The 22103-nt window shown below is 64.4% G+C and carries 17 protein-coding genes; 8 read left to right on the forward strand and 9 right to left on the reverse strand.

The features are described 5' to 3' along the window. Positions 1 to 228 precede the first annotated feature (228 nt). Together IPM18_11605 and IPM18_11610 are read left to right on the forward strand one after the other, a co-directional pair. Entirely contained in the window at positions 229 to 2301 is a 2073-nt protein-coding gene (locus IPM18_11605; GenBank protein ID MBK9120230.1) for an agmatine deiminase family protein, read from the forward strand. Positions 2302 to 2368: 67 nt separating this feature from the next. Further along, on the forward strand, positions 2369 to 3736 hold the full coding sequence (locus tag IPM18_11610) for a 50S ribosome-binding GTPase (protein ID MBK9120231.1): 1368 nt from the start codon (positions 2369 to 2371) through the stop codon (positions 3734 to 3736). Positions 3737 to 4192: 456 nt separating this feature from the next. Here IPM18_11610 and IPM18_11615 read toward each other — a convergent pair whose 3' ends face one another. After that, on the reverse strand, positions 4193 to 6373 hold the full coding sequence (locus IPM18_11615) for a VacB/RNase II family 3'-5' exoribonuclease (protein ID MBK9120232.1): 2181 nt from the start codon (positions 6371 to 6373) through the stop codon (positions 4193 to 4195). Positions 6374 to 6660: 287 nt separating this feature from the next. Between IPM18_11615 and IPM18_11620 the strand changes: the two genes are divergently transcribed. From IPM18_11620 to IPM18_11630, 3 genes are all read left to right on the forward strand, one after another. After that, positions 6661 to 7134: an amino acid-binding protein gene (locus IPM18_11620; GenBank protein MBK9120233.1), complete on the forward strand. Its 474-nt coding sequence runs from the start codon at positions 6661 to 6663 to the stop codon at positions 7132 to 7134. A 57-nt stretch (positions 7135 to 7191) separates the two neighbouring features. Further along, the gene (locus IPM18_11625) at positions 7192 to 7695 is read left to right on the forward strand and encodes a DUF2752 domain-containing protein (GenBank protein MBK9120234.1); all 504 of its coding nucleotides are present in this window, start codon (positions 7192 to 7194) and stop codon (positions 7693 to 7695) included. Between the two features lie 134 nt (positions 7696 to 7829). Beyond that, on the forward strand, positions 7830 to 8876 hold the full coding sequence (locus tag IPM18_11630) for a hypothetical protein (GenBank protein ID MBK9120235.1): 1047 nt from the start codon (positions 7830 to 7832) through the stop codon (positions 8874 to 8876). Between the two features lie 107 nt (positions 8877 to 8983). Here the strand turns inward: IPM18_11630 and IPM18_11635 are convergent, their stop codons facing one another. Then, complete coding sequence (locus IPM18_11635; protein ID MBK9120236.1) at positions 8984 to 10078, reverse strand: tetratricopeptide repeat protein; 1095 nt, start codon at positions 10076 to 10078, stop codon at positions 8984 to 8986. Positions 10079 to 10236: 158 nt separating this feature from the next. Between IPM18_11635 and IPM18_11640 the strand changes: the two genes are divergently transcribed. Further along, positions 10237 to 11136: an SPFH domain-containing protein gene (locus IPM18_11640; GenBank protein MBK9120237.1), complete on the forward strand. Its 900-nt coding sequence runs from the start codon at positions 10237 to 10239 to the stop codon at positions 11134 to 11136. 102 nt (positions 11137 to 11238) lie between these two features. After that, complete coding sequence (locus tag IPM18_11645) at positions 11239 to 11427, forward strand: Arc family DNA binding domain-containing protein (GenBank protein MBK9120238.1); 189 nt, start codon at positions 11239 to 11241, stop codon at positions 11425 to 11427. A 57-nt stretch (positions 11428 to 11484) separates the two neighbouring features. Here IPM18_11645 and IPM18_11650 read toward each other — a convergent pair whose 3' ends face one another. Beyond that, positions 11485 to 12156 (reverse strand): ABC transporter ATP-binding protein, encoded by a 672-nt coding sequence (locus IPM18_11650; protein MBK9120239.1) that lies wholly within the window; start codon positions 12154 to 12156, stop codon positions 11485 to 11487. Between the two features lie 301 nt (positions 12157 to 12457). Here IPM18_11650 and prfA point away from each other — a divergent pair, with 301 nt between their 5' ends. Beyond that, positions 12458 to 13558 (forward strand): peptide chain release factor 1, encoded by a 1101-nt coding sequence (prfA, locus tag IPM18_11655; protein ID MBK9120240.1) that lies wholly within the window; start codon positions 12458 to 12460, stop codon positions 13556 to 13558. A gap of 127 nt (positions 13559 to 13685) precedes the next feature. Here the strand turns inward: prfA and IPM18_11660 are convergent, their stop codons facing one another. The 6 genes from IPM18_11660 to IPM18_11685 form a co-directional block, all read right to left on the reverse strand. Continuing rightward, entirely contained in the window at positions 13686 to 16223 is a 2538-nt protein-coding gene (locus IPM18_11660; protein ID MBK9120241.1) for a cytochrome c3 family protein, read from the reverse strand. Next, positions 16220 to 18298 (reverse strand): Ni/Fe-hydrogenase cytochrome b subunit, encoded by a 2079-nt coding sequence (gene hybB / locus IPM18_11665; GenBank protein MBK9120242.1) that lies wholly within the window; start codon positions 18296 to 18298, stop codon positions 16220 to 16222. The genes IPM18_11660 and hybB overlap by 4 nt, the downstream gene beginning before the upstream one ends. Continuing rightward, positions 18286 to 19128, reverse strand: coding sequence for a 4Fe-4S dicluster domain-containing protein (locus IPM18_11670; GenBank protein ID MBK9120243.1), 843 nt, complete (start codon positions 19126 to 19128; stop codon positions 18286 to 18288). Before IPM18_11670 ends, hybB begins: the two co-directional genes overlap by 13 nt. Positions 19129 to 19141: 13 nt before the next feature. Next, positions 19142 to 19864 carry a hypothetical protein gene (locus tag IPM18_11675; GenBank protein MBK9120244.1) on the reverse strand — a complete coding sequence of 241 codons (723 nt, stop codon included), beginning with the start codon at positions 19862 to 19864 and terminating at the stop codon, positions 19142 to 19144. 351 nt (positions 19865 to 20215) lie between these two features. After that, entirely contained in the window at positions 20216 to 20908 is a 693-nt protein-coding gene (locus IPM18_11680) for a Fe-S cluster protein (protein MBK9120245.1), read from the reverse strand. Continuing rightward, positions 20905 to 22101 carry a cysteine desulfurase gene (locus IPM18_11685; GenBank protein MBK9120246.1) on the reverse strand — a complete coding sequence of 399 codons (1197 nt, stop codon included), beginning with the start codon at positions 22099 to 22101 and terminating at the stop codon, positions 20905 to 20907. The genes IPM18_11680 and IPM18_11685 overlap by 4 nt, the downstream gene beginning before the upstream one ends. Positions 22102 to 22103: the final 2 nt, after the last annotated feature.

Below are 22103 nucleotides of genomic sequence, written 5' to 3' on the forward strand. Positions count from 1 at the left end.
TCCCAGCCGTCGGATCGAAGCTCCCGGCGGCCCCCTTTCGCCGGAACCGAACATAACCCTTGCGGGGAGAGGTACGTGGCCTTGTGGCACACACGATCGCTGTACAGTCTGATTTTGCTGGGGGTGTTACATTCCGGAGTGGTCAGGGGCTGGGTGGCGGAGCCACCCACACCGCGGACATCGCAGCACGGGCCACTCCCGGCCTTCCTCACCAAAGAAGAAGCTCTGTTGCCGCTTCCGGCGGTAACCGGCGAACGACTCGTTCCGACGGGCTATGTTCGCACCCCGGCCGAATACGAGCCCAACGAGGGGCTCTTGTTCAGTTGGGTCTCCACCTTCGACACCGTACTCACGAACATCATCGTCTATACCACCACCGGTAACCCCGGCGGACACGCCTGGGTCCTCGTACCCAGTGCGGCCACGCAACTCACGGCGACGAACAAACTCAGCGCGGCCGGCGCGAACATGGCGCGCGTCGAGTTCATCATCCGCAGTCAGAACAGCGTGTGGATTCGGGACTATGGCCCCCGTTTCATCCAACAGGAAGGCACGCGCGCCATCGTGGACCACACCTACAATCGCCCTCGCCCGCTGGACAACGGCCTTCCCACGTACCTTGCAGCCGCCTGGGGCGAAATGCGCTACGCACTACCCCTCGTGCACGGCGGCGGCAACTTCCATCTCTTTTCGAATGGGGACGCTTACCTCACTGGTCTTATTCTCAACGAAAACAGCGGCGTTAGCTCGAACGAAGTGCTCACCTACTTTGGCGACTACGAAGGACTGGATGTCACCATCGTAGAGCCCTTCCCCAGCAGCGTGGACGCCACGCAGCACATCGACATGTGGTTCCTGCCGATCGGTGACAATCGTGTCATCATCAATGAGTATGCCGGCGCGGATACCTACGCACCGCGCCGCATCACGAACGAAACTGCGAACACACTCGCGAGCCACGGCTACGAGGTTCACCGCGTCCCCGCGTGGAACAGCGGCAACGGCGGTGTCGGCGGCACGCACTACACCTACACCAATGCCATCATCATCAATGACCAGGTGCTGATTCCCTGGTACAACGATCCGCGCGACGCCCAGGCCCTCGCCGTTTTCGAGGCCGCCCTGCCCGACAAGACCATCCGACAGATCGACTGTCGGCAGATGATCAACTATGCGGGTGCGTTGCATTGCGTCGTCATGCACGTGCCCGAGCTGATACTGCCCGCGGCACCCCAGGTGCGGATAACTTCCCCGCGCCCCGGCGATCTCCTTCTCGGTGGCGAGACCCGCGTCATCACATGGACCGCCTACGACCAGAACACCGTCAGCCACGTGGACATCTGGCTTTCCACCGACGGCGGCGCGACGTTCCCTTACGTGGTGGCCGAGCAACTCCCCGATACCGGTTGGTTTGCCTGGATTGTGCCCAGGGTTGCGGCTGAGGATTGCCGACTGCTGATCGCGGCGCATGATCCCCTCGGAAATGTGGGTACGAACGTCACCCGTCGGGGCTTCCGCATCGCACCACGTACTCCTGAACAGGTGTACGCCTTCTGGCTCGACATGGATCCGGGCTGGGCCCGCACCGGGCAGTGGCAGTTCGGCACGCCGCTGGGCCAGGGTGGCAGCTCGAATGGTTTCCCTGATCCGACTTCCGGTTTCAGTGGCAATAAGGTCTTTGGCGTCAACCTCGCTGGCGACTATGCAACAACTCCCGGCGGGCCTTATTACCTTACGACCGAGCCACTCGACCTGCGCGGCATCATCAACCCAACCCTCCGCTTCCAGCGCTGGCTCAACACCGACCAGCGGCCCTACGTGGAAGCGACGGTCGAACTCTCCATCGACTATACGAACTGGACCATCCTCTGGTCGAACGGCACTTCCGCGGTGACCGCTAATCAGTGGGCGAGCGTCACCTATGCCCTGCCCGACTGGGCCGCCCAGCAGCCCACCGTCTATCTCCGCTGGAGCTACCGCGTGAACTCCAGCGCCTGGGCCTTCAGCGGTTGGAATATCGATGACATCGAGGTGTGGGGGATTCCGGCCATGACGCCCTTCCGCTGCCATGGCGACATGAACTGCGACGGTTTCGTGACCTTTGCCGACATCGGTCTCTTCATTGCCGCGCTCAAGGCCGGCGGCCCAGGCAACTGGCCCGCCCCCGATCCACCCAACGGCATTTGCCCCTATGAGAACGGTGACTTCACCGGCGACGAACAGGTCACATTCGCCGACATTTCCGGTTTCATTGCCGCGCTCAAGATCGCTGACCCGGTGCCCTGCGTGACGACACCTTGACCGTACCGCGCGGTATCACTCAACCTCCGTACTGGAGCCCGGCACCGTCCGCGGCCATGATCTCGTAATGCACTATTCATCCACCGCCGATACGATCGTGGCGGTCTCCTCCGGCTGGACGCCGGCGCCACTTGGTATCGTTCGCCTAAGCGGGCCCGAAAGCCACGCACTCGCGCTCGGGCTTGGTGCCGCGCCGCCCAAAGCGCTGTCGCCGGCGCCGGCGTGGTCGCATGCATGTCTCGGCCCCATCCCGGATGTTCCCGACGTGGTGTGGCCCGCTACCGTCTACTGGTTTCGAGCCCCACGCAGCTATACAGCGCAAGATATCGTCGAGTTACACATGCCCGGTGCGCTGCCACTGCTCCGCGTGGTTGCCGACACACTGCTTGCACGAGGGGCACGCCGTGCCCTCCCCGGGGAGTTCACCGCACGGGCATTTCTCGCCGGCCGAATCGACCCCGGCACGGTCGAAGCCGTTCTGGCATTACTCCAAGCCCGGCAGGACGGTGATCTTCTGCGCGCCTCCCGTTTGCTCGGCCTGCGGGCGGCCACCGATCACGAAGCACTCCGTGCCCGTGTCCTCGCGCTACTGGCACGGATCGAAGCCGGCATTGATTTCTCCGACGAGGACGATGTGCAGTTCATCACGCCGGTCGATCTGCAATCGGAACTCGCTGTGCTACGGCAAATGGTCGGGGCTGCCCGAAATAAGACCGAGTGTGGTGTGCAGACGCGCCCACACGTCGCGTTGGTCGGAAGACCGAACGCCGGCAAAAGCACGCTCTTCAACGCGCTACTGGGCACCCAGCGGGCCATGGTCTCCCCCGTCCTCGGTACTACGCGTGACGTGCTTGCGAGCACGGTCGAGTTCGCGGGGATACAAGCGATCTTACAGGACTGTGCCGGTCTGGGGGACACCACCGATGCGCTCGAGCTGGCCACACATCGCGCCACGGAGCGGACTGCCGCACAGGCCGACCTCGTCATCTGGGTCCACGCGCTCGACACTACGTGGACGACAGCCGAGCACACCCTGCTGGAACGCCTGCCCCCCACACGCCGGCTCATGGTGTTCAGCAAAGGAGACCTGATCCCCGCATCTGCTCCTCCCCCCCCCGACGTACCAGTTCCTGAAGTCATCGTGTCGGCCGAGTCCGGTAGAGGTCTGTCCGAATTGCGAGCAGCGGTTGCAGCACGACTCGCCCGGAGTGCCGGCGGGGAGTCTACGGCGGGGACGGTGCCCTGGCCCGCAGTGGAAAGTGCCCTGGAACGTGCGATCGCCTTGGTGCCACCCAGCGCAATCGAGGTTCCGTCGCTGGAGTTGGTTGCCTTGGAATTGCGGATTGTGGCTGAATGGTTATCAGACTCTCAATCGCCACCCACCGATGAAGCGGTCCTCGACCGCATTTACTCCCAATTCTGTCTCGGTAAATAGACCGAGTGATCAGATTCAAACCCAGCGCCCCAGGTAGTCAGAAATTTCTCGTCTAAATGACAAAAGATGGTCCTATAATAACATTATTAAATAACATCATGCCACAGAATCACGCGTATGAACCGTGACCAAGGTATTTTTCCCCCCCAACTCCTAATCTTTCTCTCGAAAGTAGCCGATCTCTCTCTCAGCCGCGCATGGTGGCCTCTCGTAACCGCTGGTAAATAAAGGCGTTACTTGACCCACAGCGATTATCGGCGCTATACTTCAGGAGGCAGTCCTAGCGGATTCCTGCTTGCAGGAGTCCATGAAGTACCTGGCTTCTTTCCCCTCCGGAGAGCACCGGGACGCCCGTAGGGCCCCTGGTGCCCTCTTTTTTTACGGGCCTGCACCCACCACTACGCTTATGGGTCCGTTACAGAAACGTATCCTTACGAACGGTTGTCACCTTGTCGCTTACTTCCGCTTGCTCCGACGCGCAGGAGCGCCCGGCTGTGGTGACCGCCCAACAGTCGCAACTCCCAATACAACCCCTGGGACTGCTGCCAGGCGGGCTTCCTGCCGACGCATATCGACCTCAGCAAGCTGCACCTGCACCGGTAGTCCCAGGTGAATGACGCGGCCCCCGCGCGCCGCGGTAAAGGTGGCCGTTCGCCGGTCATACCACCAATCGTCCGGTCCGAACTCCCCGCGCGGCAGAAATGCGTCTGCGAGTGTAGGTTGAAGTTGCACGAAGACCCCATTCGGCACCGCGCCGCTCACGATACCAGCGAGTGTGCTACCCACCTGCGGCCGCAGCGCCAGGAGTTGCAGCGCCTGACGTGCTTCGCGCTCGGCTTGCTGGGCCTTGCGTTCCGCCCGGCTGGTCTCTGATCCCAACTCCGCCAGTTCCGCATCACTTAGGGCCGCCGCCGGCGAGCGCTTCCTCTTTCCTGCCGGCTTGCGTCGGAGCAACAGGTCGAAGAGGCGGTGAACGGTCAAGTCAGGATAACGACGGATCGGCGATGTGAAGTGGCAGTAATCGTCGCTGGCGAGGGCAAAATGCCCGGTCGTCTCGGGCCCGTAGTACGCTTGCGAAAGCATGCGCAACAGCAACAGGTTCACGGCTGTGGCGCCGGGGCGGCCGCGCACCTCATCGAGCAGTTTGCGAAGCGTGGTGCGTGAAATGTGCGTCGGTATCCGCGTACCCAGGAGCGGTGCGAGTTGCTGAAGCGTCTCGCCCGAAGTGTCATCCGGGGGCGGATGCACCCGTCGGAGATGTGGGAGGTCCGCGGCGCGCAGCGCACGCGAGACCGCCTCATTCGCCTCTACCATGAACATCTCGATCAGCGTGTGCGAGAAGCTGGTATCCGCCGGACGCACTGCCGCCACACGATCCCGCTCGATCACGATGTCCGTCTCCGGCAAGGCGAGCACCAGCATGCCGTCGGCTATGCGGCGCTGGTGGATGCGGCGCGCCAGCGCCTCCGCCCGGCTCAGGAGAGTACGAATGGCCGACGGCAATGTTGTGGGCTCACCCGCGAGCACCGCCGAGGCCTCTTCATACGTCAGCCGTGCCGCCGAGCAGATCGCGCTCTTCGCGAAGCGGGTCGCCACCACGTGGGCACCGCGATCGTACGTGACAAAGACGCTGCGGGTATACCGCACCACGCCTGGTTGCAGACTGCACACACCGTTCGAGAGCCCCTCGGGCAGCATCGGCACAACCCGCCCTGGAAAGTAAACGCTCGTGCCGCGCCCGCGCGCCTCTCGGTCAAGGGGACCGCCGACAGGCACGAAATGGGCAACATCGGCGATGTGCACACCCAGCCGCACGTGCCCTTCCGCGAGGGACTCCAAGCTGATTGCGTCGTCGAAATCACGCGCGTCCGGCGGATCAATCGTGATCGTCAGGAGCTTGCTCAGGTCTTCGCGGTCGCTGAGATCGGCAGGGTCGAATCGGGTCGCGGCCCGCTTGGCGGCTTGTTGTACACCGGGCGGAAAGCGTTCGGGCAAGTCGAAGCGCCGGATGGCTGCGAGCACCCAACTGCTCGCCTGTTCGCTACTGCCCAGCACCTCGCGGATCGTGCCACGCAACCGCCCGCTGCGCAACGTCTGCTCCGAAATCTCCACCATGACCAGTTCGCCGACCTCCGCGGGATGTTGACCGTCGACTGGAACGATCTCAACCCACGGACCCGCCTCTTCGGTGTAACTGCCCCCAACCACCCGCCGCGGCCGCACTGGCAGTTCGTCGCGCAGGTGCCGCTCCAGTGGCAGGACTACCAGTGACCCGGCGACCCGCTCGACCAGTCCGATCCAGTGCAGCGGAGCACGCTCGATGATTTTGACCACTTCGGCCGCAGGACCGCGGTCATCTCTCGGGCGCACGCGACGTGGCCGAAACGCCACCCGGTCTCCGTCGCGAGCCCCAGCGCGCTGGTGACGCGCCACGAACCAGCGCGGTTCGCCCGGTTGCTCGATGAAGCCGATACCGTTCCGACCAGAGCGGAATGTACCAATCTTCGTTCCAGATTCTTCGGGGATGCGCAGGGTACGACCGGCACCGAGCAGCAGCACCCCCTCCTCCAGGAGACCCGCTATGAAAGCGCGGAAATCCGGATAGTCCTCCTCGCCCACGGCGAGGGTCCGGGCCAAAGCCCGAATTTTGAGCGGCCGGTCGCGAAACCTTCGTACGGTATCAAGAACGGCTCGCTGCCAGTCCGGCCGGCCGGTTGATCCGGAACGGGCCGCCACGAACGGAGTATGCCGAGGTTTAGAACGCTTGGTTCGGGTTTCGTTCTTGCGAGTGCGCACGGAAGATGATAAACCTAGTTCAGCGACACTTCCATAACTGATCGACGCGATCCGGTCGGGCCGGGATCGTCGCGTCTTTTCGGACAGGCGGAACCCGGCCCGTGCGCCGCTGGAAGAAGGAGCCCCTCATGAAGGCGGTTACCAACGGGACGACGAAGACAGACACGCAGTTTTCCGTGTTCCTCGCCAACAAGCCCAAGATTCTGGCGCAGGTATGCCAACAACTCGCGGATGACAAGGTCAACATCCTCGCCCTGAGCATGATGGATGCGAGCGAGCACGGTGTGCTCCGCATTGTCGTCGCGGACCCGGTCCGTGCTCGGCAGAGTCTCGCGTCACTGAACGTTCCCACAACCGAGACTGTCGTCATCACAGCCACTTTGCCGAACCGCCCCGGTGCCATGGCGGACGTCGTCGAGCGTCTCTCGACCGCTAACGTCGCTGTGAACTATGCCTATTGCACAACCGGCGCTCCCGGTGGCCAGTCGCTGGGCATCTTCCGCGTCTCTGATCTCAAGAAGGCCATGAAGGTCCTGGAGGAGCGCAAGCCACAGCGAAAAAAAGAAACCACCGCGCGGAAGGTCAACCGCCCGACGCGTTAAACTTCCGCTGTGGACCATTCCGAGCTTGACAACCCGGCGCAGTCTTCGGGAAGACCCGTGCAGGAGTCGCACGCAGCGGCCCGGCCGTCGGACCTGCCACCTCTGGCACCGACGCCACCGGCAACCGTACGGCTGTGGTCCGCCGGGGTCCTGCTCGTTTGCCTGGCACTGCTCGGCATCGCCGTGTGGCTGCAACCCGATGCACGTGGCTATGGTACACACGAACAACTCGGGGCCGCCCGCTGCGGATCTTTCAAGCTCACCGGTTACCCCTGCCCGACCTGCGGCATGACGACCGCGTATGCCTACACTGTTCGCGGGCAGTTGATTGCTGCTTTTTGGGCACAGCCGGCCGGCCTCCTCATGGCGCTCGGTACCATCATGCTGGCACTCACATCCGCTGGGGCGATCCTGCGTGGCCGGTGGCCGGAGCCGCGCTGGCTGTGGTACTTCACACCGTATCGCCTGCTGCTGGCCTTTCTCGTGTTCTTCGTGGCCGGCTGGGCATTCAAAATCATTGTCGGCGTGCTACGGGGCGATTTCCCTGTTCCTGCGGAGTAACGTGCCGCCGACAGCTTGTCGGAAATCTGGCAGAGGGATACACTTCGGCGAGATTGGGTTCCTCCGTCGGCCCGGCACGCTTCCGTGTGCGGCGATGCTGTTACCCCGGCGGATCGACACACAAGGAAGTTGGTATGAAGCACGTTCTGTGCGTTGCGCGGGTACTGCGAATTGCAGTCGGGGTGTCTTTGGGCCTGTGCCTGCTGCCGGCTATGACCGGTTGCACAAGTGGCGGAGCGAACACGCTCGACATCTTCAGTCCCCTCTTTCCGCCCGCGAGCGGCGGTGTAATCGTCGGCCCCGTCGGTACCGGGCGCACTCCCGGTTCCAGTGTGGGTACCCCGTCCTCCGGCTTTGTGGACCCCTGTGACGAGACACAGCAGCGGAAGTTCGTCCGCATCACGATGCGGAACAGCAGTGCTGACTTCGTCCACTACTTCCTTGCTTTCGTGGCCTTCGTCAATAGCGAAGAATACCCCGATGGCGCCGTCTGCCCCACCGACATCGCTCTTTACACCTCTTTCGGCTATCAATCGATACCAGCGGGTGCGGTGCGCGAGTTCGGCAACTACTGCATCGTGGGCCCCGCTTTGCTCTATTTTCACCGCAGCGGCCAGTTCCGCGGCGCCGGTGCCGGATCCACGAGCGGCCTCGGCTCGGCCATCGCGCCCGCACAAGGGGCCACATCAACCTTTGACACTTTTTTCAATAGCGCGGGCGCTACAGTTCCCGTCCCGGACCTGATCTTGTTCCACAATCCAGGCACCACCGCGGGCGGGCAGGCCCTGAAAGTCAGCCGCAGTCTCACTTCCCCCTGCAGCGAGGCGGTGGTGGTCGCAGCCGACCCGGTATGCCAACAGGACGCTTTTTATTACGTTGACGATACCGATCGCGTCACGGGTTCAACAGCGCTGGGGGTCGGTTCCGGCCGCCGTGTTCCTTCGGAGATCCAGGGGACCGGCTGCGAGTGCCTCGGGCTCAGTGTGCCGGCTCAAGTTCTGGCCCCGTCAGGCCGCACCGCAATCACGGCCCAGTGCAATGAGTTTTTCCGCGGTGGCCGCATCGAGTACGTGTTCTTGCGCGAAGATCTCGACCCCCCCTATCCCCAACTCGTGTGGCGCGTCACCGACTCCTCCGGCGCCCGTGCACATGACTTCGATCCGCGCTCCGGCGTTCGCTGAACGTCAACCGGTTTTGAAATTATGGATTGTCGGTGTGGGCCGTCCACTGCAGGGCGGCCCACTTTGCCTAGTTGAAGTCCAATACTTCTTACTCCCCCAAGTCCGCCTCAGCGTTCCGCATCCAGTTCTGCCAGGACACATGTCGCCTCGGTGTCATCCGGTGCCAACACGAGCAACCGCTGGCAAGCCACCCGCAGTTCGCTACCCAACCGGTCGCACCGGTCGCTCCCCTTTGCGCACGCACCCCAGAGCCGTAGGCCCATGCGCAGCATGCGCCGCCACGCGAGCTCAAGCTGGGGATAGTCTGCGCAAATCTCACGCAGCCGGGTATAAGCCGCCTCTACCGCGCCACTCTCCGCAAGCGCATGAGCCAGGTTCAGTTCGGCCTCGACCGTAGCCGGCTCCCGGGCTAACACCGCCTCAAAATCGGCCACCGCCTGTTCCCACAAACCCAGGTCACTCAACAGTTCCCCGCGGCGAGCCAACGCCTCCGCCGTAGGTGCAAGCTGAATGGTCGCATCCCATGCGGCACGCGCGGCTTGCAAGTGTCCGACCTCCTGCCGCGCGATCGCCAAGTTGAACCACACCCTGGCATCCTGTGGGCGCCGGGTGGTCAGCTCATCGAATACTTCTGTAGCCGCCAGCCAACGCTTGCTCCGCACCAGAGCCGCTCCAAGATCAAATCGTACCTCGTCATCTTCGGGCAATACGTACCGAAGGCGCTCCAGGGCCTGTACCGCGACGCTCCAATGCCCGGCCGCCGCACTCGCGTTCGCAAGTTCACGCAGCGCCCCTGCACTGAACGGGTCCGACTGGAGCGCCGCGCGGGCATCACGCAGGCGACGGCGCAGCTCGGAGGCCTCATCGCGGGCCCATACCACCGGCCCGAAACCTTCCTGCGCAGCAGGAAGTTCACTTTCTGGGGCTGCGATCGGCTCAGGCGGCCACGGGGCCTCAGAGGAAGCAACCTCCAGGCCGACTTCCGCAGGGGCCTGCGGCTCGGAGTCTACGCCCCCCGCCCCCCCCTCCTGCGAACGAAGCTTGGGGGTGGCTGGCGGTTGGGCGTGTAATCCTTCGGGCTGCAGGCCGCGCCAGGTTGACCACGCAAAGATTGCCAGCATGAACAGCGCGAGACCGAGCACGAGAAAGAGCACCCGCATGGCTGCAAGGATATCGCGGCGGCAACGGGCTGGCACCTGCATAGGCCGCCACCGAGTTCCTGGGTTGATTGCTCCGCCAGCCGCTGGATGTCGGAATACGTCGATTCCAACCACATTGTCGATTTATAATATCTCTTAAATAACTATGTGATACTATATTTATATCACGCGAGGCGCGTGCCACAGAGAAGGAGACCGGCATGACGCAGGAACACGAATTTCGCACGTTCAGTGGTTGGCCCATTCTGCTACTGATGATCGCGTCTACTCTACTGGTGGGATACGGCTACTACTACTTCGGGCGGGCGTTGAGCGAACACACCCTCGACACGTTCATGCATCCGGCCTACGGCATGGTCGCCAATATCTTCTGCTCTCTCATCCTGTTACTGCTCTGGTGCGGCTTCTTCACCCTCCAGCCCAACGAGGCCGCCGTGCTGCTGCTGTTCGGTGCCTACAAGGGCACCGTCCGGCAGCCCGGGTTCCACTACGCCAATCCGCTTATGACCAAGCAGAAGCTCTCGCTCCGTACTCGCAACTTCAACACCGAACGCCTCAAGGTCAACGATCAGCGCGGCAACCCGACGGAGATCGCAGCCGTGGTGGTATGGCGTGTACACAACACGGCACAAGCCACCTTCGATGTGGATGATTACAAGGACTACGTCCACATCCAGAGCGAATCGGCCTTGCGTCACCTCGCCAGCCGCTACCCCTACGACAGCGGGGCAGAGAACGAACTGTCGTTACGGGGCAGTATGGACGAAGTGTCAGGCGACTTGCAGCGTGAATTGCAGGAGCGTCTCGACAAGGCCGGAGTGGTGGTGGAGGAAGCCCGGTTGAGCCACCTCGCCTATGCCCCCGAAATCGCCGGTGCGATGCTGCGACGCCAGCAAGCGGAGGCGATCGTGGCAGCCCGCCTGCGTATCGTCGAGGGGGCCGTCGGCATGGTTGAGACGGCCCTCGAGCAGCTTGAGAAGAAGCGTACCGTGCAACTCGACGATGAGCGCAAGGCCGCCATGGTCAGCAACCTTCTGGTCGTGCTGTGCGGCGAGCAGGCCGCCCAGCCGGTCGTCAACACCGGCACTTTGTACAGCTAGGCGCCCCGTGTCCTGGAGGGCCGAATCCCCTGCCGACGGACAGTGGGGTTCGGCCTGGGACCACCCGCGACAAAGGTAGCCGAGGACGGTCGAAAGGTTTCGATGGCCGACAAGAAGAAAGCTCTCTTGCTGCGGATTCCCGCCGATCTCGCCGACGCACTGCAGCGCTGGGCTGCCGACGATCTGCGCAGCGTCAATGCCCAGATCGAATACCTCTTGCGAGAGGCGGTCCGGCGACGCGGACAGCGGCTGGAACAGGATCCCCCCAAGCGTCCCACCCTAGATTCCTAATGCACCGCGGTGCCCCATCACTTGCGCCAATTCCTACAGCCGCGGATCTCCCGCCCCCTATTTTCGCAGCGAAATCAGCCCGTCCCGAATCTCGACAATTCGCTGACACCGCTCGGCCACATGGAGGTCGTGTGTCACGATGATGATGGTCCGCCCCTCGGCGTGCAGTTCATCGAGCATGGAAAGGATGATCTGTCCCGTGCGGCTGTCGAGGTTCCCGGTCGGCTCATCCGCCAGCACGATAGCCGGGTCGTTCACGAGCGACCGAGCGATCGCCACGCGCTGCTGCTGCCCGCCCGACAGCTCATGCGGACGGTGATGAATGCGATCGGCGAGACCCACCTTGTCGAGCAGGGCGAGCGCCAGATCGCGGCGCTCTCGTGGCGGGCGCCCCTGGTAGAACAGTGGCGTCTCCAGATTCTCCAGCACCGTCTGTGTCGTGATCAGGTTGAAGCTCTGAAAGATGAACCCGATCCGCTGCCCCCGCACGTCCGAGAGCGCATCGTCGTCCATCTGCGAGACATCACGCCCGTCGAGCCAGTAGGTCCCCGAAGTCGGCCGGTCGAGACAACCCAGGATGTTCAGGAGCGTAGATTTGCCGCTCCCCGACGGCCCCACGATGGCCGCGTACTCCCCGCGTTGAAAGGAGAACGAGACTCCCCGGAGTGCGGGGACCTCGACCCCAATGGCGGGACGGTACACTTTCACGACGTTGTCCAGGTGGACGATCTCCTGCGCGGACGGGGGCATAGCGCTTCCTGCGGCCGGGGCCGAGCCGGGGTGGAACGAGTCACCTCCCGGACCAGGCGCGCGGGCCATTGCCAAACTTTCCCCGCGGGAGGATCATAGGAGCATGGGGACAGGCACGGAAGCCCCCCGGTTGCATGAACCAGACTAGGATTGCACGCTCGTGAACCCGCTTCGTCATCCACCCCATCGTTAGTCGGCCCCACGTTCAGGCAGTACGTCCGCGACCTTCTGTCCGCGCGGCCGCAACCGTATTCCGGTTCCACACGTTGGGAGACCCGACATGTCCGTCAAGCAGGTGCAGGAGCCCGCATGGCTCAAGCGCGTTGAAGAACTCGTGGCACGCAGCGATGAAATTTCCGCTGAGATGAACACCCCGGCAGTCGCCGCCCATGGTGCCATGATGACGCGCCTCGCCCGCGAGCACGGCGAGCTTGAGAAGATTGCCCGGCATTTCCGCGAGTATCGCCGTACGACCGAGCAGCTGAACGAATCACTCGAGCTCATGGCCGACGAGTCCGAACCCGAGCTGCGCCAGCTTGCCGAAGCCGAAATTCCCGGGCTCGAGGCGAAGCGCGAGCGGCTCCTGAAAACCATGCAGGAGCGCCTTGTCACCGGCAACGAAGCCGCGATCAGCTCCATCATCCTTGAGATCCGCGCCGGCACCGGGGGCGATGAAGCCGCGCTCTTCGCGGGGGATCTGTTCGGCATGTATACCGCCTATGCGCAGCGCCAAGGTTACAAGGTGGAAGTCCTTTCGCTCAGCGAAGGCGAACAGGGCGGTCTCCGCGAAGCCATCCTCAACATCACCGGAGAAGAAGTTTACCTGCACTACCGCTTCGAGGCCGGTGGGCACCGGGTACAGCGCGTCCCCAAGACCGAGGCCCAGGGCCGCATCCACACTTCCGCCGCCACCGTCGCCGTCCTCCCCGAACCCGAGGAAATCCAGGTCGAGATCAACTGGGAAAAAGACGTCATCGAACACGTCAGCCGTGCGGGTGGCCCCGGCGGCCAGAACGTCAACAAGGTTTCCAGCGCCATCAAACTGGAGCATGTTCCGACCGGCATCACCGTCTCCATGCGGGACGACAAGAGCCAGCACAAGAACCGCGCTAAAGCGCGCCGCATCATGCTCTCGCGCGTCTACGAGCACTTTCAGTCGCAGCAGCAGAGCAAGCTCGCCAGCGAACGCAAGACGATGGTCGGCTCCGGCGACCGCAGCGAACGCATCCGGACCTACAACTTCCCGCAGAACCGCTGCACCGATCACCGCATCAACAAGGACGTCTACGATCTTGAGCGTATCCTGGTCGCCGGCGAGCTCGATGAATTCCTGCGCGACCTGCATGACCGCGACTTGCGGCTGCGACTCGAAGCCCTCTGACCCCCCCGGCACCACGGGCGCGCCCCGTCCAGCAGAGCGCCGCAAAACGGTTGCCGGGCCCGAGAGTTTGTGCAGTCCAGTGCCAGTGTTGCGCGAGGGGTCGTACGGTGTACAGCACGTCGGTCCGCTACCCGGCCACGGGCGCCGGCTGCGTCGACAGGGGTGTCTCGTGGAAGTACAGGTACTTCGACCGGGCATCTTCCCCGTGGCAAGCCGTGCAGGCGTTCGGCGCTACAAACGGCCGCACCTGCGCCCGTACCGCCTCGCGCTGCTCCAGCGTAAGCTGATCCATCTGTGCGAGCAGGTCGAAACGCCCATGCGAAAGATGGCACGTGCGACACACGACCTGCCCCTGCGCATCCTCGTGCCCGTCCGCATCGAAGAGCGGCAGGTAGCCCGGATCCGTCGGCTGGTTGATGTTCATCATGATCACGGGGGGGTGTTCGGAGTAGCGCCGCACGGGTGCCGGACCCTCCGCATGGTGGCAGGCCAGGCACGGTAGCCACCGGCTGGTAGCCATGGGCAGGTCTACCGGCGGTGCCGGCAGGAAGCGCGGTGACAACGCCGTGCCCCAACTTTCGCCCGGCCGTGCATGCATCGCATGACAGGGCTTGCATGACTCGGTCTCGAACCCGGCCGTGGTGAGCCGTTCCGCTGAGTGGCCTGTATAGCGCATCAGCTCCTTGTCGACATGGCACCGAAGGCAGAGGGCCTCGGAGTGCTCACCCGGTTCCACGCGCGCCAGGTGCGGGGGGCTCGCCGCCCCGTGCGGATCGTGGCACGTACGGCAACCCATGCGCTTCTCGCCATGCTCATCCGTAGGAACCAGCGCTACATTGATGCGTAGATGTTCCGCGGTGACGCGCTGCGGGTGGAGTGCCGCCACGCCTGAGTCCGCCTGCCACGTCGCATCGGCATGGCACACCAAACACACATCATCGTGGTTGCTGCTCGGCACCGGCCCGCCGAACCGGAACAGGTCGGTGCGCTTGCCTCCGTGCGGTACGTGGCACGGCAGGCACGCCCCGGCATGGTTCAGCGCCTCCGCCGGCCACCTTTGTGATGGGTTCGACCGCCGGTCATGCGGGCCACCCGCCAGGCGCGCGTAGTCGCTGTGGCACGACTTGCACAACCCGTCTGCCGCCATGGTGAGGAACTGACCGTGCATGGGTCGGTGCGGATCGTGACAGTCTGTGCACGTAGTGCCCGGATGATCCGGCGTCCCCGCCAGGTGCGCCGCCGCCAGGCCGTCCGCCCGGTGACAAGTCACGCACTGCCCCAACGCGTCCCCCGCGGTGATGACGCGCTCGCGCGGATAGCCATGCGCCAGGTGGCATGCACTGCACGCTCCATGAGCTGCCGGCGAGTGGCCGCGGGCATTCGGGTCGTTCGGGAAGTTCGTGCGCAGGTCGTGGCCTGTGCCGTACAACGCGGCCGACTGCGGATGGCACGCGACGCACGTTTCGCCGTAGTTGGGCGCTGCGGCCAGCAATTGGGCCGCCGGCACCGCGCCATGTACCCGGTGACAGGATAAGCACAACAACTCGCCGTTCGGCCCAGCCCGCGTACCCCACTGCGCCACCACGTCGCGCTGGGTCGCAGCCATGGGCGGGCTCTGACCGTGCCGCGGCAGATCACCGTGCAGCGTACCTGCCGCCAGATCGGTGGCGTGACACCCCAGGCAAAGGTCGTTCGCATCCGGACGCAGCCGCAGCAGTCCTGCGGCCGGTGCCTGGTGTACTGCGTGGCATGTCAAGCACGTAATCTCGTTCGCCGTCGCCCCCTCGGCGGCCGACGCCACAACGAACTGCGGCGGCAGCGGATGTTCCACCGGGCCCAGCGGATGCATACCGGCCGCAACCCCTCCACCGAAGCCGCCGTGGCAATCGAGGCACAGGGTCGACGCCCGTGCGCGCAAGAAACTGCCGTACTCTGCATTGTGTGGGTTGTGGCAGGCGAGACAGTGTGACTCCGGGTGCTCCATCGTGTCGCGCGCATGCGCGGCGGCCACCCGATAGTCGGCGTGGCAGCTTACACAGTATCCGTCGGGGTCGAGCGGAGACGGCACGATCTCCCGCGCGAAACTGTGCGCGAGATGGCACGCGCTGCACGGACCACCCTGCACCGCGGTGATCCCGAGACGGTTCGGCTCGTCCGGCGCGGTCAGGCGCAGATCGTGGGCCGTGCCCTGGGCATAGTGCCCAGGGTGGCAGCGCTGGCACAACGCGCTGTCGACCAGCGAATCGGCCAGCATGTAGGCCCCGGCCGCGCCTTCCAGCTTGTGGCAACTCATGCAAATCAACGTATGGCCCGGGCCGGTGACCGTTCCCAGGTCTGCGACGGCTTGCGTCTGGACCGGGTTGAGCGCCACGTTCTGCGAGTGCCCGCGCGTGACGTCCAGGCCAGCCATGGCCGGTGCCACCTGCCGGTGGCACGCGATGCAGTAGATGCTGCTTTCAGGTGCATGCCAATCGACCGCCTCCATCGTCGGCGGCAGCACCGAAGGTTCGAACTCCCGCGCCGCGCGGTACCACGGGACAATCAGGGCGACCAACGTCACCCCGGCGACCACCAGCAGGATCCCCTGCAGCGTCATCGCAGCGTAGCGGAGCAGTGTCGCCGGCCCACTGGCATGGGCGGCCTGTTCAGAGACGGGGCGGCTCATTCGACGGCCTCCGGCGGCAGCGGAATGGGGGGGATCGGCGCAGGTTCCGAACGGGGTTTCATCCCGGTGGTCTGCGTGTGCCCCGGCGGCATCGGCACGTAGGGCGCCATGCGCCGATGATCGGTGTCACGGAACTCCCGATGACATACGTCGCAGCGGTCGAAATGCTCATATCGCACCGGTTCGCGCGCCGCGATCTGGCTGTGACACCGGATGCACAACCCATGCATCGCCTCGTAGTAGCTCGGGGCATATCCGACTAGCAGTTCCTCGTGTGGGGGCACGATCGAGCCACTGACCACCATGTCGCCGTGACATTGCCAGCAGGCCAGCGCATTCGAACGCGACTTTCGTCCGCTCTCCTGTCCATGGCACACCGCACAACTCCGGTTTGCCCCCAGGCGATACACATGCAGCCCGTGATCGAACGTATCGGTGCGCTCGTACATGTCGCGATGACAACTCGCACACGACGACTGCTGGTCAAAGCTCAGGTTCTGATGATGACACAGCCGGCAGGAATCGGCGCCGCCCAGCACCGTGATATGGTCGTCATGTGGAAACGGCACAAACCGCCAGTCGCGGTTGCCGTCGATGATCATCAAACGTACGGCCGCTGGCTCGGCTGCCGCGGGGACATTGCCCGCCAGCCCGGCCACGTGAAAGTCGCGCCTTAACGGCGCGGTTCCGGCCGTTGCCAACGCTTCAACATTCCGCGATGCCGTGACAGGTACCGGCCGCGGGGACGGTCCGAAGACGGCATCCTCGGGCAGACAACCGATCGCCACCGCACCAGCTATCACAAACACCAGCGAATGCCGGCGTAGCGCCGGGCTGAACGTGCCCGCCAAGCCCGCCGCCGCCGCTGACCGAACCTTCTCCGCCACTTCCGCGGCATGGGCCTCGGCTGGCGCAGTACCCGGATCAGCACCGTGACCGTCGGCATGGTCCTCCACGATGCGCAGGTTCTCGTTCAGGAAGATGAACACCAGCGCCGCGGCGGCCACGATACCGGCCGAGACACCCAGTTCCGTCCAGGTGGGCCAGTACGCCATGCCCTCGGGGCGCTCGAACGCGACGATGCACACGTTGAAGCGGTAACCGATCACGCCCAGCACCACCATGACGGAGCATGTTGCGAGCCCGGGGATGCTGCGCCGGACACGCGGGAGCGCCAGCAGGATGGCCGGCAGAATCGCGCTCACGAGCAGCTCGAACAGGAACAGCCCCGCCTGCCACGATCCGTCCAGCGCGCCGGGCAGAATGCCGCGCGCCCAAAGGTCGTAGATGCGCAGCAGCGCGTAGCCGGGCAATATGATCGAGGCGAGGAAGCCCAGCCCCGCCAGCAGGTCCGTTCGCACCCGGTGTCCGAACAGCCACGCGGACACCAGCGCCTCGAGCGTGACCATCATCAGTCCCAGCGCCATCGCCGAGATGAAGAACAACACGTACATGATCGGGCTGTACCACAGCGGATGAACACGGAACGGCTGGATCAGAAACAGCGAGCCCAGCGACGACTGATGCAGCGTCGACAACACGATTCCGAAGATCACCAGCGGAATCGTCAGCTTCTTGATCAGCACCAGCAGCTTCTGGAAGAACGGCCGGTGAAACAACGGGTGTTCCAGCACTACCGGCGAGAACTCCAGCGACAGCACCGTCAGGTAGAGCATCACGCACATGGCAACTTCGAACAGCACCGAATGGTGTTGCGGAAAGATCATCGGGTGCCAGATGTGCCACGGGATGCCCAGGTCGTACAACAGGCCGACTGCCACCGCGATGTAGCCGAGCAATGCGGTCAGAATGGCCGGGCGCGCCAGCGAATGGTATTTCTCCATCCCGAAGATGTAGACCGCTGCCGCGATGACAAAGCCACCGGCCGCCAGCGCCACCCCGGCCATCACGTCGAATGCGATCCAGAAACCCCAGGGGGCCACGTCTGTCAGCCCCGTCGTGGCCCCCATCCCGTGCGCGAAACGCGCCACCGTCACGACCACCCAGACGCCCATGATCGCCCACAGGATGGTTTTCACCCGCTCCAGATTGGTGCGGCCGATCACTCTGTGCATGGCGGCTCCACGTCATGCTTGACCGCCCCCGCCGCGTGCGCGGCTTGGGCCTCGGCCTGCAGCTTCATGCGCCGGCCAATGATCCAGTACACGGCCCCCATGGCCACTGCGACCCCGCCAGCGATGGGCGGAACCTTTGACAGCGCCGCCCACGTCAGCGTGGGTAGCGGTTCGTTGCCGAGATTCGGCCGCCACGGCAACACCTGTCCGAGGTCGATATCAGAAAGGTAGAACACCGCCGTTCCACCGACCTCGTGCTCGCCGAAGATGGTGGGATCGTCCTTGGGGAAATAGCGCCCCGGCTCGGCCGCGATCCTCCGCCGGGCTTCCGCCAGCATATCGGCCCGCGTACCGAAGACCGTCGCGTTGTACGGGCAGGCGTCCGTACAGGCCGGTCGCAGACCCTCCTTCAACCGGTCGTAGCACAGAATGCACTTGCGGACCAGGGGAACCTGCTCCTCCCACGAGTACCGCGGGATGCCGTACGGGCACGCCATCATGCAGTAGCGGCAGCCCATGCACTTCCGCGCGTCGTAGATCACGGGGCCAAGCTCGGTTTTCTCCAGCGCCCCCACGATGCAGGCCGATGCACACGCCGGCGATACGCAGTGCCGGCACTGCTGCCGCACGTAGCGCCCCCCCGGCCGGCGGATGATAGTAGTGAAGCGCGACGAAGACAGGTCGTCGATGCGCTCCTTCCACCGCCAGGCCCGGTCGTTCCCAAGCTGGTACGTCTGCACGCAGGCCCCGACGCACGCCTCGCAGCCCACACAACGGGTCGTATCGGTCAGGATCGCATACGTTTTGTGATCGTCCAGAAGCGGCAGCATCAGGTTTCTCCCGTCAGGCGGTGGCGGTCACGGGGGGCGCCGGCTCCGGCTGCCAAGCGACATCAGGCACCACGCGCACCAGCGGGGTGTGCACCGTCGCCAGCGGGCGGATAAATGGCAGCAGCGCCAGGATGAACGCCGCGCTATAGGTATGCAGCACCATCATGACGTAGTAGTCGACCGGGCACCAGGCGGGATGCCGCGCGAGCACACCCGTACCGAACGGAATCAGTACCAGGAGCGGGTTCAGAAACGACCACGGCGATTCGATCCCCCGCAGCACCGGCGAATACAACCGTCCCAGGAACAGCACGAACCCGCTGACCAGGACCACGATCGAGAGTCGATCGGCCAGCCGGACCGGCAGCGTCGGCCAGGCCAGTCCCAGCCCCCGCTCCCACAACGTCACGTGCGCCACCATGAACACCGGCACGAGCACCGCTGTCACGCGGAACACGATCCCCACGAGCATCAGCAAGGCGTGGTAGCTCCGGCTGGCAACCGTCGGCAGGTGCCCGGCGCGTGCCAGGATCGTCGTCGGTGCCAGCCACCACACCCACCGCAGCCGCAAACGGCGACGGAACTCGGACCGGTCGGGCATCGAGACCCAAGCGCCGACCGCGTCCGACAACCGCAGCAACAACGCGCGCGCCAGCCCGAACAATGCCAGGGCAATCGCGAAGCGAAAAAGCGGCCCCTGCCCGACCCATAACGCGATCTCGATCGTCGGATCCATCGCACGTACTCCGCTGCGCCGGTGAGCCCTCGGTACGCGGCCCTGTGGATGTCATCGGCCAGTCCGCAAAGACCCGGCAAGGGTCTCCGAGCCGCGCCCGAACAGTGCGCGGCCCGCCAGTGCGAACGGTCAAGAATATAATGGGATATCAAAATCCAGACAAGCGTTATTCTGCAGAAATGGGACGTACCTGCGGACGCAGTTCTTGCGCCTGGGCCGTCAAATGGGACTACATAATTTCAGATTGGCCGTGCAACCCAATGGGGGAGCCGTGGAGCCGGCGACACCGCGGCGTACACCCCGCAAGCGCCCGAGCATACCGGTCGAAACTACCCGTGACCGCGGGTGACCTCAACCAATCCACAATCCCTCCAGCCGCACCTGAAGTCCATCGGCGGTGCGGTTGATGTAATTCACCAGCCCGCTGTGGCGCCACTGCAGCATGCACATGCGCGGTTGGAAGTAGTAGCGCATGCCGATCCGTACGTCGGCCCGCGTCTTGCGGATCAACCCGTCGTAGGCCTCGGCAATATAGTAGCCAAGATCCTTGAAGCCCTGCTCGCGCGTCCGCAACGGCCCCGTGACGCACCAGTTGATCAGTCCCGTCCGCTGGTCGACATCCATCGCAACCCCGCAATGCGTAATCGGGCAGCCGCAGGACATCCCGAGCGGCCGACCAATCAACAGGTCGCCGGCTCGAATATCCATTTCTCGCGTGATCATCGGGTTGTGCGGCAGGATCGCCTCGCGTGGCCCCGGCTCCTCGGGAAAATGCTCGAGGTAGAAGTCAAAGTCCCGCCCCAAACTGTCCTGCCAGGTGGGCTCGGACTCAGCAGGGTCAAGTACTGGCAGCGGTCGTGAAGCCACGACGGGGCGCCCGGATCCCGTACCCGCCGCGAGTTCCGCCGGCTTGCCGACCGGGCTGAGGTGGACACAGCGCTCCAACCAATCGGGGGTGGTTTCCAGACGTTTTGCGAAGTCGTCGCAGCGGCGGAAACCGCACAGCCCACAATCAAGGCCCGGCAGAGTCGTTCCGGTCGTCATGCCATCACTCCCATCGGTCGCATTGTGCGTTGTGTGATCGGGCGCAGGCGCTTCACAATCGCCGGCAAGGTCTCAAGCAGCCGCTCCACCTCCGCAGCCGTGTTGTAGCGTCCAAGCGTAATGCGCAGAGCCCCGCGAGCCCGAAACGCGTCGAAGCCCATCGCCTGCAGGACGTAGGAGGGTTCACTGGCCCGGTGTGCACTGCACGCGCTTCCCGTGGAGACCGCGAAACCGGCTTCATCCAGGGCCAGCAGCAGCGTGATGCTCTCGCCCTCCAGACCGGCAAAACCCATGCAGAGATGCCCAGGCAACCGGCGAAAGGGGTGGCCGATGAGGTACGCCTCGGGGAGCACGCGCCGGATCCCGTCGGCCAAGTGATCCCGCATGGCGATGAGCCGGACGGATTCGTCACTACGCTCGCGGAGGACGATCTCGGCAGCGGCACCGAAACCCACGATCCCGGCAACGTTTTCGGTTCCTGAACGCAGGCCGCGTTCCTGACCCCCGCCGTGGAGCACCGGACCCAGGCCGATATCTGCGCGCGCGATCAGCGCGCCCACCCCCTGCGGACCATGGAGCTTGTGCGCCGAAACCGATAGCAAGTCGAAACCATCGCGCTCACAGTTCAACGGCAGCTTGCCGACCGCCTGCACAGCATCGGTGTGAAAGAGCGCACCGTGTGCATGGGCGACCGCTGCGATTTCGGCGACTGGCTGCAACACCCCCGTGACGTTGTTGGCAGCCATGACGGAAACGAGCCGCGTCTCGGGTAGCAGCGCAGCGCGCAGCGCCTCCACCTCAACCACCCCGTCCGCATTCACCCCTGCCGTCATCACTTGGGCAGCGCCCCGTCGCACGAGTGCCCGCGTCGTTGCGAGCACGGCGGGATGCTCGATAGTGCTCGTGACCATTCTGAACGGCCGGCCGGCCGCACCCGTCAATACCCCTGTCAGCGCCAGGTTGTTGGCCTCCGTGCCGCCGCTGGTGAAGACCACCTGGTCCGGCGATGCACCGACCAGCGCCGCAACCTGGGCGCGGGCGCGCTCCACAGCGGCCCGCGCCGTGCGCCCTTCTGTGTGCAGACTGGAAGGGTTCCCACAGCCGTCGCCCAGGAATGGCTCCATGGCCGTCCGGACGCGCGGATCGAGCGGGGTGGTTGCGGCGTGGTCGCAGTAGACGCGCACAGCGGACACGT

The organism is Phycisphaerales bacterium, assembly GCA_016716475.1.
Lineage (GTDB): Bacteria > Planctomycetota > Phycisphaerae > UBA1845 > Fen-1342 > JADJWG01.